This is a genomic window from Litorivivens sp. (genome assembly GCF_057445395.1).
On sequence record NZ_JBVBUV010000088.1, the window covers coordinates 1 to 13,946 of the forward strand.

Annotated in this window: 16 protein-coding genes and 1 pseudogene; 10 read left to right on the forward strand and 7 right to left on the reverse strand. The window is 58.2% G+C overall.

Going from position 1 to position 13,946, the window contains the following annotated elements; genetic code table 11:
• The 6 genes and pseudogenes from AC222A_RS17060 to def form a co-directional block, all read right to left on the reverse strand.
• A partial coding sequence (locus AC222A_RS17060; protein WP_486775316.1) for an RNA polymerase sigma factor occupies positions 1–216 on the reverse strand: 216 nt, incomplete at its 3' end.
• Positions 217–455: 239 nt separating this feature from the next.
• Positions 456–1,298: pseudogene (locus AC222A_RS17065) on the reverse strand (potassium transporter TrkG); the annotation flags it as partial.
• Positions 1,299–1,316: 18 nt separating this feature from the next.
• Positions 1,317–2,690 (reverse strand): Trk system potassium transporter TrkA, encoded by a 1,374-nt coding sequence (gene trkA, locus AC222A_RS17070; RefSeq protein WP_372781583.1) that lies wholly within the window; start codon positions 2,688–2,690, stop codon positions 1,317–1,319.
• 88 nt (positions 2,691–2,778) lie between these two features.
• Positions 2,779–4,068 carry a 16S rRNA (cytosine(967)-C(5))-methyltransferase RsmB gene (rsmB, locus tag AC222A_RS17075; protein ID WP_486775317.1) on the reverse strand — a complete coding sequence of 430 codons (1,290 nt, stop codon included), beginning with the start codon at positions 4,066–4,068 and terminating at the stop codon, positions 2,779–2,781.
• The gene (fmt, locus tag AC222A_RS17080) at positions 4,061–5,020 is read right to left on the reverse strand and encodes a methionyl-tRNA formyltransferase (protein ID WP_486775318.1); all 960 of its coding nucleotides are present in this window, start codon (positions 5,018–5,020) and stop codon (positions 4,061–4,063) included. The genes rsmB and fmt overlap by 8 nt, the downstream gene beginning before the upstream one ends.
• A gap of 25 nt (positions 5,021–5,045) precedes the next feature.
• A complete protein-coding gene (gene def / locus AC222A_RS17085) occupies positions 5,046–5,552 on the reverse strand; it encodes a peptide deformylase (protein ID WP_372749448.1) in 507 nt (168 codons plus the stop codon).
• A gap of 292 nt (positions 5,553–5,844) precedes the next feature.
• On the opposite strand from def, the gene AC222A_RS17090 reads away from it, so the two are divergent.
• The 10 genes from AC222A_RS17090 (at position 5,845) to AC222A_RS17135 (ending at position 13,457) form a co-directional block, all read left to right on the forward strand.
• A complete protein-coding gene (locus AC222A_RS17090; protein WP_372749449.1) occupies positions 5,845–6,885 on the forward strand; it encodes a LysM peptidoglycan-binding domain-containing protein in 1,041 nt (346 codons plus the stop codon).
• A gap of 81 nt (positions 6,886–6,966) precedes the next feature.
• Positions 6,967–8,079, forward strand: a complete 1,113-nt coding sequence (gene dprA / locus AC222A_RS17095) for a DNA-processing protein DprA (protein ID WP_372764919.1) — start codon at positions 6,967–6,969, stop codon at positions 8,077–8,079.
• A gap of 93 nt (positions 8,080–8,172) precedes the next feature.
• Positions 8,173–8,889: a MauE/DoxX family redox-associated membrane protein gene (locus AC222A_RS17100; protein ID WP_486775319.1), complete on the forward strand. Its 717-nt coding sequence runs from the start codon at positions 8,173–8,175 to the stop codon at positions 8,887–8,889.
• A gap of 106 nt (positions 8,890–8,995) precedes the next feature.
• Positions 8,996–9,499, forward strand: a complete 504-nt coding sequence (purE, locus tag AC222A_RS17105) for a 5-(carboxyamino)imidazole ribonucleotide mutase (protein WP_372749337.1) — start codon at positions 8,996–8,998, stop codon at positions 9,497–9,499.
• Between the two features lie 2 nt (positions 9,500–9,501).
• Positions 9,502–10,068: an L-threonylcarbamoyladenylate synthase gene (locus AC222A_RS17110; protein ID WP_372749336.1), complete on the forward strand. Its 567-nt coding sequence runs from the start codon at positions 9,502–9,504 to the stop codon at positions 10,066–10,068.
• Between the two features lie 2 nt (positions 10,069–10,070).
• Complete coding sequence (gene hemF, locus AC222A_RS17115) at positions 10,071–10,955, forward strand: oxygen-dependent coproporphyrinogen oxidase (protein ID WP_372749335.1); 885 nt, start codon at positions 10,071–10,073, stop codon at positions 10,953–10,955.
• Between the two features lie 24 nt (positions 10,956–10,979).
• Complete coding sequence (gene aroE / locus AC222A_RS17120; RefSeq protein WP_372749334.1) at positions 10,980–11,822, forward strand: shikimate dehydrogenase; 843 nt, start codon at positions 10,980–10,982, stop codon at positions 11,820–11,822.
• 26 nt (positions 11,823–11,848) lie between these two features.
• Positions 11,849–12,808 carry a calcium/sodium antiporter gene (locus AC222A_RS17125; protein ID WP_372749333.1) on the forward strand — a complete coding sequence of 320 codons (960 nt, stop codon included), beginning with the start codon at positions 11,849–11,851 and terminating at the stop codon, positions 12,806–12,808.
• A gap of 59 nt (positions 12,809–12,867) precedes the next feature.
• Positions 12,868–13,260, forward strand: coding sequence for a MerC family mercury resistance protein (locus AC222A_RS17130; protein WP_486775320.1), 393 nt, complete (start codon positions 12,868–12,870; stop codon positions 13,258–13,260).
• On the forward strand, positions 13,248–13,457 hold the full coding sequence (locus AC222A_RS17135) for a GDCCVxC domain-containing (seleno)protein (RefSeq protein ID WP_372749331.1): 210 nt from the start codon (positions 13,248–13,250) through the stop codon (positions 13,455–13,457). The genes AC222A_RS17130 and AC222A_RS17135 overlap by 13 nt, the downstream gene beginning before the upstream one ends.
• A 15-nt stretch (positions 13,458–13,472) precedes the next feature.
• Here the strand turns inward: AC222A_RS17135 and AC222A_RS17140 are convergent.
• Positions 13,473–13,946, reverse strand: a 474-nt coding sequence (locus AC222A_RS17140) for a gamma carbonic anhydrase family protein (protein ID WP_486775321.1), incomplete at its 5' end; no start/stop codon positions are given.

Genomic DNA, 13,946 nt, shown 5'->3' on the forward strand with positions numbered 1-13,946 from the left:
CCGGAACGCGGCCGGGTCGGCGAGGGTCGCGAGCCGTGCGAACGCCCTGGCGAACGCCTCCTGCACCACGTCGCGCCGGTCCTCGGGGTCGGCCAGCCGGGCGGCGACGGCGGTATGAACGGCCGCCCGGTGGCGCGCGAACAGCTCCCCGAACGCCTCATAGTCTCCCCGGCGCACGATCTCGACCAGCGCAGCGTCGTCCAGCTCGCCCCTCACCAGCCGCAATGGTAGCGAGCAGACCCGGCACCCTGAGGAGCCGGGCCTGCGTCAGACGGCTGCGTCAGCCCGTGTAGAACACCCAGGCGGTGCCGACGAACCGGCCGGTGCCCGTGCCGAGGTCCGGGTCGTCCTCCACGGGGAAGGTCTCACCGAACGTGCACACCCCGTGGGGGTGTTTCTTCGCGTTCCGGGGCACGTTCCGCTTGCTCACCGACTCGGTCCCGACCAGGATATGCCACGGCGAGCAAGTAGAAGCGGGTTTCGGAGTCGCGCAGGTAGTGGTAGAGCCTTTTGCTGCGCCAGGTGAAGAAGTGTACGGCAAAGTTGATGCCCGCCAGCATCATAAACACCGTTGCGATCAGCAGGATCATTGGGTTGTCGAAAAAACCGAGGCTGGCGTCATGTGTGGAGAAGCCACCGATGGCAACGGTCGAAAAGGCGTGGCAGATGGCGTCAAAAAAAGTCATTCCCGCGAACCAATAGGCCAGCGTGCAGGCAATGGTCAAGTAAAGGTAAATCAGGAACAGGGCTTTGGCCGTGCCGGTGATGCGAGGTGTCAGCTTGCTGTCTTTTACCGGACCGGGTGTCTCGGCTCGATACAACTGCATGCCGCCAATACCGAGCACTGGCAGGATCGCCACCGCGATAACGATGATCCCGATGCCGCCTAGCCACTGCAGCAATTGCCGGTAAAATAAAATGGAAACCGGTAAATCGTCGAGCCCGGTGATTACTGTGGCCCCGGTAGTAGTGAGGCCGGAAACGGATTCAAAAACAGCGTCACTCAGTGGCAGGCTGAGACTGTCTGCGAGTAAAAACGGGAGTGACCCGAAGCACCCCAGAACCGTCCAGAATAGGGCCACCACCAGAAACCCGTCGCGGATATTGAGTTCACTTTGGGCGCGCCGCACAAACAGCCAAAGGATGCCGCCGCAGCCAAAGCACAATACAAAGGCTGTTAGGAAAGCCATGACAGCGCCATCGCGCGCCACCAGTGCCACCAGTGCCGGAATCAGCATGGTGCCGCTGAAAATCATCAGTAGCATGCCAATGATTCGAGCGATAACTGCGAAATGCATGCTTGTAATCGCCCCGCGTTAGAAGAAAGTGAAACCAACCTGAAACAGGCGTTCCACTTCCTTGATTTTATGTTTGTCGACGAGAAAGAGAATCAGGTGATCCTCGGGTTCCACCACAATATGGCTGTGAGCGATCATTACCTGGTCGCCTCGGGTAAGTGCGCCGATGGTAACGCCTTCGGGCAGATCGATTTCGTCCAGACGGCGGCCTACCACCTTTGACGACCGACTGTCGCCGTGGGCGATGACTTCTAACGCTTCAGCGGCGCCGCGACGCAGGGAGTGTACGTTGGTGATGTCGCCGCGGCGTACGTGGGCCAGTAGGCTGCCGATGGTGATTTGCTGGGGCGACAGGGCAATATCAATTTCAATGCCCTGCACCAGGTCCACGTAGGCGGGGTTGGTAATCAGGGTGATGACTTTCTTCGCGCCCATGCGCTTGGCCAGCAGTGAACTCATGATGTTGGCTTCATCATCATTGGTCAGCGCACAGAACACATCCACGTTATCGATGTTTTCGGCGGTTAGCATTTCATGATCGGAGGCTTCGCCGTGCAGTACCACAGCGCGGCTGAGTATCTCGGACAAGGCGCGACAGCGGCCATAGTTTTGTTCGATGACCTTGACCGAGTAGCGGCGTTCGATTTCACGCGCCAGGCGCTCGCCGATATTGCCGCCGCCGGCAATCATAATGCGCTTGTAGGATTCATCGAGCCGCCGCATTTCCGACATCACCGGCATGATGTGGTCCTTGGCGGCGATAAAGAACACCTCGTCTCCCGCTTCTACCACGGTATCGGCCTTGGGCAGGATGGCTTCACCGCGACGGAAAATAGCAGCCACGCGGGTATCTACCTTGGGCATGTGCTTGCGCAGTTCTTGCAGCTCCACGCCGACCATAGGGCCGCCGTAGTAGGCTTTTACCGCGACCAGTTGCACTTTGCCATCGGCAAAATCCAGCACCTGCAGTGAACCCGGATACTCCAGCAGGCGGGTGATATAGCGCGTAACCAGCTGCTCAGGGCTTATGATGACGTCGATCGGTACCGATTCGTCGCAGAACAGTTTGTCGTTGAGCAGATAGGCCCGGGAACGGATCCGGGAGATCTTGGTCGGGGTCCGGAACATGGAATACGCCACCTGGCAGGCGATCATGTTCACTTCGTCGCTGCTGGTCACCGCTATCAGCATGTCGGCGTCATCGGCCCCGGCGCGGCGCAGTACATCTGGATGGGAAGCCAGGCCGGTGACGGTGCCGATATCCAGCTTGTCCTGCAGTTGTTGCAGGCGGTCGGCGTCGCGATCGACGATGGTGATATCGTTGTGTTCGCTGGCGAGGTTGGCAGCGAGGGTGCCGCCGACCTGTCCTGCCCCCAGAATGATGATTTTCATCAGAGACTCTGACTCAATTTAGCGCCGATTGTAGGCCTATTACCTGAGCTTGTTAACCCGTGTGCTTGATTGCGTAGGTGTTTTCTACTCAGATCTTTTCCAATAAAGCGTAGTAGAAGCCATCGTGGCCGTCTGCATCGGGTAGCAGTTGGCGACCGACACTACGTCCGATTCCCCAGCTTGCGGCAATTGGCAGATGCTTCGCGCTATCGTCCTGTGCGAGAAACTGCGCTACAACACCGTCGTTTTCTTCCGGCAGTATTGAACAGGTGGCATACAGCAGCTGGCCGCCGGTTTTCAGGGTGGGCCACAGGGCCTTGAGCAACCGCAATTGGGTCGCTGCCAAAGCGGCAATATCGCTAGCCTGACGATGTATCTTGATATCGGGGTTGCGGCGGATAACGCCGGTGGCGCTGCACGGCGCATCCAGCAGGATCTGGTCGAAGGCTTCGCCGTTCCACCAGTGGGACGGCTGGCTGGCGTCGCCCGTGACCAACTCGGCGCTCAGGCCCAGGCGCTCCAGATTGTCTTGCACCCGTAGTAAGCGGGTATGGTCGATATCCAGGCAGGTGAGCGCCAACTCACCGGCTGCTGCTTCGAGCAGGTGGCCGCTTTTTCCGCCGGGGGCGGCGCAAGCGTCGAGAATCCGCATACCGCTTTGCGGAGCGAGGATATCAGCGCAGAGCTGCGCAGATTCGTCCTGCACGCTGACACTGCCCTCTTCAAATCCAGGCAACTTGGAGACGTCCAGCGGTTTTTCCAGGCGAATGCCGTCGCCTGCAAAGTCGCAGGGGCGGGCTGCAATCTCGGCAGCCGCTAGCTGCTGTAAATAGTGGTCGCGGCTTTGTTGAAGACGATTGTTGCGCAGACACATGGGCGGATAGCTATTGTTGGCGGCGAATATACGCTCCGCCTGATCCGGCCAGGTCTCCGTGATCGCCTGATACAGCCAATCGGGGTGGGCTGCGATGTCCGCGGGTGTCAGTTGTGCGAGCAGCGTATCGCGTTCGCGCTGGTAGCGGCGCAGTACCGCGTTGGTCAGGCCTTTGGCCCAATCCTTTTTCAGTTTGCGCACGGCGTTGACCGTGGTGTTGATTGCGGCGTGATCGGCAATGCGCATATGTTCGAGCTGATACAGACCGAGACAGAGCAGCATCAGCAGGTCGGCATCTTTGTCTTTCAGTGGTTTTTTGATGGAGTGGCAAACGATCGCGTCGAGGCGGGGAAAGTGTCGCAAGGTGCCGTAGCACAGTTCGCGCAGCAGTGGTCGCTGTTCGAATTTCACTTTTTGTTCCCAGCGCGGGAGCTCGCGTGCTAGCGAATGCCCCTCGGCGACGGCTTGCAGGCAGCGGGCGGCTGCGGCGCGTACCTCAGGCATTGGAATCCTCCCCCAGAACGGTGCCTGGCGCAAAACGCTCGGCCCGCGCGTTGAGCATTTCCTGGGCAGACAGTGCCCGGGCGCCGGGTAGTTGCAGTTCAGTAATCAACAGCGAGCCCTTGCCGCAGGCCACCTGAATACCGTACTTGTCGGCATTGAGAATCTCGCCGGGGTTGCCCTCGCCGGTCGCCAGCGCCGCGCGCTGTATTTTCAGGCGGTCTTCTCCGAGCTGGGTATAGCTGATTGGAAAGGGGTTAAAGGCGCGAATTTTACGGCACAACACATCGGCACTCTCCGCCCAGTTGATGAGGGCTTCGTCCTTGCTGATTTTCGGGGCATAGCAACTCAGGGAGTCGTTTTGCGCCTCGCCGCTTAAGGTGCCTGCAGCCAATTGGTTGACGGCGTCGAGCAGCGCCGGCCCGCCTTGTGCTGCAAGTTTATCGTGCAAGCTGCCGGCAGTATCGCTGTCGTCGATTGGGCAGTGGGTTTTCAGGAGCATGGCACCGGTGTCCAGGCCGGCGTCCATCTGCATGATGGTCACGCCGGTTTCGCTGTCGCCGGCTTCAATTGCGCGTTGTATAGGCGCGGCTCCGCGCCAGCGCGGCAATAGCGAGGCGTGCACATTGATGCAGCCCAGACGCGGTGCATCGAGAATGGTCTGGGGCAAAATCAGGCCATAGGCAACCACAATCATCAGGTCTGCTCGGTGGCTGTGCAGTTCGGCGACTGCGTCATCGGTTTTGAAGTTGAGGGGTTGAAAAACCGGCAGGTTGTGGGCGCTCGCCAGCTGTTTCACCGGGCTCGCCTGGAGCTTTTTGCCCCGTCCGGCCGGTCGATCCGGCTGGCTGTAAACCGCGACAATCTCGTGCTGCCGGGCATCAATCAGTGCCTGCAGGTGGCTGGCCGCGAAATCAGGGGTGCCTGCAAAAATCAGGCGCAGGGGTTGGTTCACGCTGTGTCCTTAGGTGATCCGGCCTTCAGGAGGCCGTGCGGCGATGCTGTTTTTCCAGCTTGCTGCGAATGCGGTTGCGTTTGAGCGGCGACAGATAGTCGACAAAGAGCTTGCCTTTGAGATGATCCATTTCGTGTTGAATGCACACGGCCAGCAGGCCCTGGGGCTCTTCCTCAAAGCGATTGCCGTCGCGATCCAGCGCGCTGACCCGGATATGTGCCGGGCGCTCAACGGTTTCATAGAAGCCAGGCACCGACAGGCAGCCTTCGTCGTAGCTGCCAAGATCTTGATCCAGAACCGTTATTTCGGGGTTGATGTAAACCCGGGGCTCGCTTTTGTCTTCGGTGACGTCAATGACGATAACCTGCTCGTGCACATTGACCTGAGTGGCCGCCAGGCCAATGCCCGGCGCGTCGTACATGGTTTCAAGCATGTCATCCACCAATGTGCGGATGCGATCGTCCACGCTGGTCACCGGTTGGGCTTCAGTGCGCAGGCGCGGGTCGGGGAATTCCAGTATTTCCAAAATCATGACGTTTGCTGTCGAACCTGTTGCTGGTGAACTTGTATCGTGGGCCCGTTTTCAGGGCGCAGCCAGTCACATGCCGGCCATTTGTGATCAAGTTGTCGTGATTTTCCAAGTAATGCTGCTAAGATTATGATCAGCAAGCATTATTGACTCAATTTGTGCTAACGTAATAGTCACGGGCTATTATATCACAGCGCGCGCTGTCGTCAGCGCGCTGGGGAACAGTAAGTTGCGCCGCCAGCGGCGTATTCAATAGAGCGTGGCGAGCCAACAGAGCCACCCGAGGATAACAACGATGAAACGACTGCTGCTTGGTCTGGCGCTTTCTCTCAGCTTCACGGCGTCTGTCTTGGCCGATGTGCTGGCGCTGAAGCAAGATCATCCACAAACATATGTGGTGAAACGCGGCGACACGCTGTGGAGCATTTCCTCTATCTTTCTGGAAGATCCCTGGCTCTGGCCCGAGCTGTGGCACTACAACAAGCAGCTGGACGACCCCCATCTAATCTACCCTGGCGATATCCTCTACCTGGTGTGGGTGGACGGTAAGCCGCGGCTGGTGAAAAACATCGTCAAGAAGACCACCGAAAATCGCGATGTAAAACTCTCACCGCAAATGCGTATTTCAGACCTGAACAAGGCGATTCCCGCTATTTCGCTGGATGTGATTGGCCCCTTCCTGAGCAACAGCCGGGTGGTGGATCAAGGGTTGCTGGAGCGTTCGCCCTACGTTCTCAGTGGTCGCGAAGGTCACATTGTGACTGGTGCCGGAGATACCCTGTACGCTCGCGGCGCCTTTGATAACGACGCAAAAGTGTATGGCATTTACCGTCGCGGGCAGATTTTCACAGATCCGTATACAGGTGAGCTGCTCGGGATTCAGGCTCGGGATGTGGGCGCTGGCAAGCGTATTGGTCTCGATGGCGATATCGCAACGCTGCAGATCAATCGCAGCAACCAGGAAATTCGTCGTGGTGACCGGCTGCTGCCGCAAGAAGACCGCTCTTTGCAGAGCCGCTTTGAGCCGCGCGCACCCGCGAGTGAAATTGAGGGCGAAATCATTGCGGTTGAGGGTGGTGTTAGCCAGGTTGGCAGTATGGATGTCGTGATTCTCAATCGCGGTGAACGTGATGGGTTGAAATCTGGCGATGTGATGGCAATCTATCAGCGCGGCGAATTGGTGCGTGACGATGTGGCTGAAGAGCTTATTCGCGTGCCGGATGTGGAAGCGGGTTTTCTGATGGTGTTTCGCAGCTACGAAAAGCTCGCCTACGCGGTGGTGTTGTCTGCGACCCAAGCCCTGAGAGTGGGCGACAAGGTTAAGAACCCCGGCTAAACATGCTTATCAATCAGCCCACGGTGTTGGACACTGTGGGCTGAACCGTTAACAGGGCGCAGGATGTGCCTGGAGTGAAACATGGATGTTGCGCAATTACAGTGGCTGCTGATTTCGCAGTGGCCCGGTCTACCCCGTCGCGCGTTGCTGCGCTTGCTACAGTACGCACCCTCCCCTGAAAAAATACTGGCCCTGCCCGATGCTGTCTGTCGCGAGGCGGGTGCTTTGCCCGAGTGGCTGCGCCTGCGATCAGACTACCTCGCCGGGTACCTGGAGGCAGCTGAGGCGCGTGCTGCGGCTCAACTCTCGGCCCTGCTGGCGCTCGGCGGCCAGATCATTGTTTATACCGACCCGGTTTACCCTGCCCTGCTCAAGGAAATTCCCGACCCCCCTCCTCTGTTGTATACAGCGGGCAACCTGGCCCTGCTGGAGCAGCCCCAGCTCGCGGTGGTGGGTAGTCGCAATGTGTCGCGCAATGGCGCGGCACTGGCAGAAGCTTTTGCGGGTGATCTGGCCAGGCGTGGTCTGTGTATTACAAGTGGCCTGGCTTGGGGCGTGGATTCGGCGAGCCATCGAGGTGCGTTAACAGCTAAAGGCGCAACTATCGCGGTGCTGGGCTCTGGCATCGACGTGGTTTATCCGCGTCGCAATCAGGCGCTTTACGACCAGATTCTTGCCGAGGGCCTGTTGGTGTCTGAATTTGCCCCTGGTACGCCACCGCGTCGCGAGCAGTTTCCCCAGCGCAATCGTGTGATCAGTGGCTTGAGCCTGGGCGTGCTGGTCGTGGAAGCGGCGGTGCGCAGCGGATCGTTAATTACCGCGCGCTATGCCCTTGAGCAAGGCCGGGAGGTGTTTGCTATTCCCGGCTCCATTCACAATCCGCTGGCTCGCGGTTGTCATCAGTTGATACGCCAAGGCGCCGCGCTGGTGGAGTCAGCCCAGGATATCCTCGATGCATGGGTTGGCTGGCTGCCGCCCGCGCTGGAGGAGTTGCAAACAGTGAGCGCCGGACCGCCGGTTGTGGCGCCCGGTCAGCAACGCCTGCTGCAGGCCTTGGGCTATGATCCGCTGCCGTTGGATAAACTGGCCGAGCAGTGCCGGCTGGCGGTTGATGAGTTGCTGCCCGAACTGTTGACGCTGGAGCTCGAGGGATGGGTGGAGCAGCAGGGAGCATGCTGGGTGCGCTGCCGATAATCGAATCCTGTGCGGATTGCGCAATGCCCTTGCGTCGCCGCGTCGACTTCTGTGTCCTTGGACAAGCAATTTCACAACCTTGAGGAGGAGCTTGTGGATACAATTGTCAGGCGGGCGCATGTATACCGCACCGCCACCTGTCCCTGGGGCAAAAAGGCCGCTGATCTGCTGGCCAGCCAACACATCAACTTTATGGATCATACCTTTGCCAGTCGCGAGGAAGAGGAGGCATTCAAACGTCAGGAAGGTGTGTCGACAACCCCTCAGGTCTATCTGGACGGTCGTCGAATAGGGGGTTACACCGAGCTGGCCCAACGCTTGAACTCTGGGTTAGAGGGCGGCAGCGATGAAGGCCAGCTGCAAGCCTATTTACCGGTGGTCGCGGTATTTGCCACCGCCCTGCTGATGGCGCTCGCAAGTGGCGCAGGGCTGATGGGGTTTATGGGGTTTTCGCTGTGCCTGCTGGCCTGTCTCAAGTTAATGGATCTTCGCAGTTTTGTGGATGGCTTCATGCAATACGATCTGCTGGCGCCCAGAGTGCCCACCTATGGCTGGACCTACCCTTTTCTCGAGCTGGCGGTGGGTCTGGCGCTGTTGGGTAGCATGGCATTAACGCCGATGGCGTGGGTGGCATTGGTGGTCGGGGTGATTGGCGGCACGTCAATCCTCAAAGCCGTTTACGTTGATAAGCAGGATCTCAACTGTGCTTGCGTGGGCGGCAATTACGATGTGCCGCTGGGTTTTGTCAGCTTTACTGAGAATGCCGTAATGGCGGGTATGGGTGCCGCTATCTTACTTAGGCTCATGTAATGCGCCGTCGCTGATTTCGTCTAGGGCTTGCATTGCGGCGCCGGCTCCGGTATTTTCCGCGCTTTTCCAAATACCGGCCTGTGCCGGCCCAACCGGAGGCTTTGAAATGAGCAAGCCCTTTGTTGCTATTCTGATGGGTTCAGATTCCGATCTGCCAACCATGGAAGCGTCTTTTGACGTACTGAAGAAGTTTGATATCCCCTTTGAGGTGAAAATCACTTCTGCCCACCGCACGCCTGCTGCGACTCACGCCTACGTGACTGATGCAGACGCCCGCGGTTGTGCGGCCTTTATCTGTGCCGCTGGCATGGCGGCTCACCTTGCGGGTGCCGTTGCGGCAGCTACTGTGAAGCCGGTTTTGGGTGTGCCGATAAATGCGTCTCTGGACGGCCTGGACGCCCTGCTGTCTACTGTACAGATGCCCGGCGGCATTCCCGTGGGTACCCTGGCTATCGGCAAAGCCGGCGCCAAGAACGCTGCTTATCTGGCTGCTCAGATCATGGCGACCTCGGACGAGAAGCTGGCCAAGGCTGTACGCGATGAGCGCCAAGCCAACGCCGATGCGGTTATTGCTAAAGACGCCGAACTGCAAAAGCGTCTGAACGGCTAATCATGCCCTTCGTTTCGGCGTTCCGCATCCGGCGCGCCGCAGACATTCTTTTGGCGGGCGGTCTGATCACACACCCCACTGAGGCGGTGTGGGGTTTGGCCTGCCTGCCGCAGTTTCCTGGGGCAACCGCGCGTTTGCTTGATCTCAAGCAGCGCCATCCGGCCAAGGGTTTGATTCTGGTTGGCCACAGCGCTAGCTGTTTTGCTCCTCTGCTCGATCCTCTGCCTGCCAGTGTTCGACAGCGCATGCTTGATGCATGGCCTGCAGCCATTACCTTTGTTGTACCTGACCCCGAGGGTTGGGCGCCGGCTTGGGTGCGCGGCAGTCATGACTCTGTGGCCATTCGGGTCAGCAAGCACTCGCTCACGAGCGAATTGAGCCGCACTGTGGGCGGTCCGCTGATCAGTACCTCGGCCAATCCTTCGGGCGCCAACCCGGCGCGCACTGCACTTAAGGCTCGTCAATATTTCGGGGAACGTCTCGACTATTATCTGGTCGGAGAGACCGACGGCGCGAGTCGTCCAAGTCGCATACTCGATGCCCTTACGGGCGAAGCGTTCCGGGAGTAACCGTGGAAATTCAGGCCGTCAAAGATTACCTGCTCGACCTGCAGGAGCGTATTTGCCGTGAGCTGGAAGTTGTCGACGGAACAGGCACTTTTGTTGAAGATGTCTGGGAGCGCGGCCGCAGTCGGATTATGACCGACGGTACGGTCATAGAAAAAGGCGGGGTCAACTTCTCTCATGTCACCGGCGATAATATGCCGGCGTCAGCCACCGCGCGCCGGCCAGAGCTGGCGGGTCGTTCCTATCAGGCGATGGGCGTGTCGCTGGTGATTCATCCAGAGAATCCCTATGTGCCCACTAGTCATGCAAATGTCCGTTTCTTTGTCGCTGAGAAACCCGGTGAGGCGCCGGTCTGGTGGTTTGGCGGCGGCTTTGACCTCACGCCCTACTACCCTGTTGAAGAAGACTGTGTGCACTGGCACCAGTGTGCGCACGACGCCTGCGCGCCTTTTGGCGACGAGGTGTATCCGACTTTCAAGGCTTGGTGTGACGAATACTTTTACCTGAAACACCGCGATGAAACCCGCGGTGTGGGCGGTCTGTTCTTTGATGATCTCGATGAAGGTGGTTTTGAGCGCTGCTTTTCACTGATGCGCAGTGTCGGTGACGCCTATTTGAAGGCGTACGTGCCGATTGTTGAGCGCCGCAAGGCGATGGCTTGGGGTGAGCGGGAGCGCAATTTCCAGCTTTATCGCCGGGGTCGCTATGTCGAGTTTAATCTCGTTTTTGATCGGGGTACCCATTTCGGACTGCAAAGTGGTGGCCGTACCGAATCCATTCTTATGTCCCTGCCACCTCTGGCGCGCTGGGAGTATAATTGGCAGCCCGAAAAGGGCAGCCCAGAAGCTGACCTTTACGACCATTACCTGAAGCCACGGAAATGGCTGTAAGTGCAGCCGGGAAAAGGCCTTTTTATGTCCCAGTCTGACCAATATGCTGTTTTTGGCAATCCCATTCGCCACAGTAAATCGCCGGAAATTCATGCGGCTTTTGCGGCCCAAAGCAAGCAAGATATGATCTACCGCACCCACCTGGTTGAAGAGGGAAAGTTCGCTGAAAGTGCGCACCGCTTCTTCGATAATGGTGGCAAGGGGCTAAACATCACAGTGCCCTGCAAAGTTGATGCATTTCGGTTCGCCGATACGCTCAGCGACCGCGCCCGTCGGGCAGGTGCCGTCAACACCCTCGCGAAACAGGATGACGGCACAATCTACGGTGACAATACCGACGGCGCTGGCATTGTGCGCGATATGTTGGAGAACCTGGCGTGGGATGTTACCGACCGCCGGGTGCTGATACTTGGTGCTGGCGGCGCGGTGCGGGGAATTCTCAGCCCGCTGTTGGCACGCAGCCCCTCGCATATTGTCATTGCCAACCGCACCGTCAAAAAAGCGCAGGATCTGGCGCGTGAATTCAGCGAACTGGGCGAAGTGCGTGGCTGCCGCTATGAAGGTTTGGCCGGCAGTCAGTTTGATCTGGTAATTAATGGCACCAGTGCCAGCATGGCGGGCGAGCTGCCACCGCTGCCGGCTGAGCTTCTCAGTGAAACAGCCTGCTGTTATGACATGATGTATTCGGCCGACCCAACGCCCTTTATGCGCTGGGCTGCCGGTGACGCCGCCTGGGCGGTTTCTGATGGCCTGGGCATGCTGGTGGAGCAGGCGGCTGAATCATTTTGTATCTGGCGAGGCATACGACCCAATACTGGCCCGGTCATTGAACAGATTCGCGCATCACTGAATAAATCCACGGACTAACTTCCCCGACCTAAAGGAACATTGTTTTGCTGTTACAGGTTATCGGACTGATCGTTGGGCTCGTTGCGCTGGTGTGGAGTGCGGACAAGTTTGTACTGGGCGCATCCGCAACTGCGCGTATCCTGGGTGTGTCGACGCTGGTTATCGGTATTCTGGTGGTCGGTATTGGTACGTCTGCACCGGAGATGCTGGTGTCGGCCATCGCGGCATTTCAGGGTCAGGCCAGTTTGTCGGTGGGCAACGCGCTGGGTTCCAACATCACCAATATTGGCCTGATTCTCGGTATTACCGCGCTGGTTGCGCCGCTGCAGGTGCGTTCCAAAATCCTGTTCCGGGAAATCCCGCTGCTTATCCTGGTGATGTTGGTTGGCTGGATATTGCTGCGCGATGGCGAGCTGAATGTATTGGATGGTTCGATACTGCTGGGTGGTTTTGCGTTGGTGATCCTGCGCCAACTGTGGGAAGCCAAACACGGTATCGACGACCCGCTGGCAGGTGAGTTCGAAGAATCCCTCGAAAAAGAAATGACCTTGGGCAAGGCCTTGTTTTGGTTGGCGCTGGGGTTTGCGGTGTTGCTGATTTCAGCGCGCGTGATGGTCTGGGCGGCGGTGGACATCGCCCAGGCGTTGGGTGTGAGTGAGCTGGTGATTGGTCTTACGATTGTTGCCATTGGCACCAGCCTGCCAGAACTGGCCGCCTCGGTGGCGGCGGTGCGTAAAAACGAGCACGATATCGCGTTGGGTAACGTGCTGGGTTCCAACCTGTTTAATCTGTTGGGCGTAATGGCCCTGCCGGGTGTTATCGCCCCCGGCAAAATCGACCCGGCAGTACTGAGCCGTGACTACCCCATCATGATAGGCCTGTCGGTGATGCTCTTTATCATCGCCTACAGTTTTAAGGGCAGCCGGCGCATCGAGCGCTGGGAAGGCGGCTTGCTCACCCTGCTCTACTTCAGCTACCTCGGCCTGCTGGTCTACACTGCCTGATTAGGCCATTGACTCTGTAGCGACTGCAGGGTTCATGCTTCCGGATCTGGAGGTGTGATATGCAAAAACGGGTTTTTCTTGATCTGATTCCGCGTGCAGGTGTTTTTACCTCGGCGCTTGGTTGTGCGGGTTGCTTCCCGGCCTTGGGTGCACTCGGGGCTGCGCTAGGTATGGGTGCACTGAGCCGCTACGAAGGGCTTTTCATCAATTTTCTGCTGCCGCTGTTCGCCGCAATCGCCCTACTCTTGGGTATTATTCAATGGTTCCTGCACGGCGTGTTCTGGCGTGGTTTACTTAGCGTTAGTGGTCCTGTCATTGTGCTTCTGGTGCTCTACCCGCTGTGGTCTTTCGCTTGGAGTACGCCACTTTTTTACGTGGCGCTGGGGCTGATGCTGGTGGCATCAGGACTGGAGCTTTGGCGCCCGGTTGGAGGTGGCGTATGCCAAAGCTAGTGTTAGAGACGCAGATCACCTGCCCGGATTGTGGTCAATCGCAGCGTGAAACAATGCCAGTAGATGCCTGTCAGTTTTTCTACGAATGTCCTGCCTGCCATAAGGTATTGCGACCGCAGGCAGGAGACTGCTGCGTATTCTGTTCCTACGGCACGGTGAAGTGCCCACCGATTCAGCTTGGCGGCTGCTGTACCTAACAGGACTTAAGCTTATTACCGGGACAACTCCACGATATGCCGATCTTTCAACTTGGCATAATTGTTCGCACTGTAGCTAAAGTATTCGCGTTCTTTATCGGTCAAATCACGCACGGGTTTGGCGGGGCTGCCCACATACAGTTTGCCTGACTCGAGTTTTTTGCCCGGTGGCACGAGACTGTTCGCACCAAGCACAACCTCGTCTTCGATTACCGCCCCGTCCATCACAATACACCCCATGCCGATCAATACGCGGCTGCCAATTGCGCAGCCGTGCAGGGTGACACTGTGGGCCACGGTCACATCATCACCGATCGTCAGTGGGTAGCCGTCGGGATTGAAGGGCCCGGCGTGGGTGATATGCAAAATGGAGTTGTCCTGAATGCTGGTGCGCGCCCCGATGCGGATACGATGCATATCGCCGCGAATGGTGGTGTTGGGCCAGACTGAGCTGTCTTCACCAAGGGAAACGTCGCCGATCACCACCGC

Bases quoted from the DNA above. Each gene is read 5' to 3' on its own strand.
- AC222A_RS17130 (WP_486775320.1), top strand. From the start codon at position 12,868: ATGCAAAAACGGGTTTTTCTTGATCTGATTCCGCGTGCAGGTGTTTTT.
- AC222A_RS17110 (WP_372749336.1), top strand. From the start codon at position 9,502: ATGCCCTTCGTTTCGGCGTTCCGCATCCGGCGCGCCGCAGACATTCTT.
- purE (WP_372749337.1), top strand. From the start codon at position 8,996: ATGAGCAAGCCCTTTGTTGCTATTCTGATGGGTTCAGATTCCGATCTG.
- dprA (WP_372764919.1), top strand. From the start codon at position 6,967: ATGGATGTTGCGCAATTACAGTGGCTGCTGATTTCGCAGTGGCCCGGT.
- trkA (WP_372781583.1), bottom strand. From the start codon at position 2,690: ATGAAAATCATCATTCTGGGGGCAGGACAGGTCGGCGGCACCCTCGCT.
- rsmB (WP_486775317.1), bottom strand. From the start codon at position 4,068: ATGCCTGAGGTACGCGCCGCAGCCGCCCGCTGCCTGCAAGCCGTCGCC.
- AC222A_RS17090 (WP_372749449.1), top strand. From the start codon at position 5,845: ATGAAACGACTGCTGCTTGGTCTGGCGCTTTCTCTCAGCTTCACGGCG.
- def (WP_372749448.1), bottom strand. From the start codon at position 5,552: ATGATTTTGGAAATACTGGAATTCCCCGACCCGCGCCTGCGCACTGAA.
- AC222A_RS17135 (WP_372749331.1), top strand. From the start codon at position 13,248: ATGCCAAAGCTAGTGTTAGAGACGCAGATCACCTGCCCGGATTGTGGT.
- aroE (WP_372749334.1), top strand. From the start codon at position 10,980: ATGTCCCAGTCTGACCAATATGCTGTTTTTGGCAATCCCATTCGCCAC.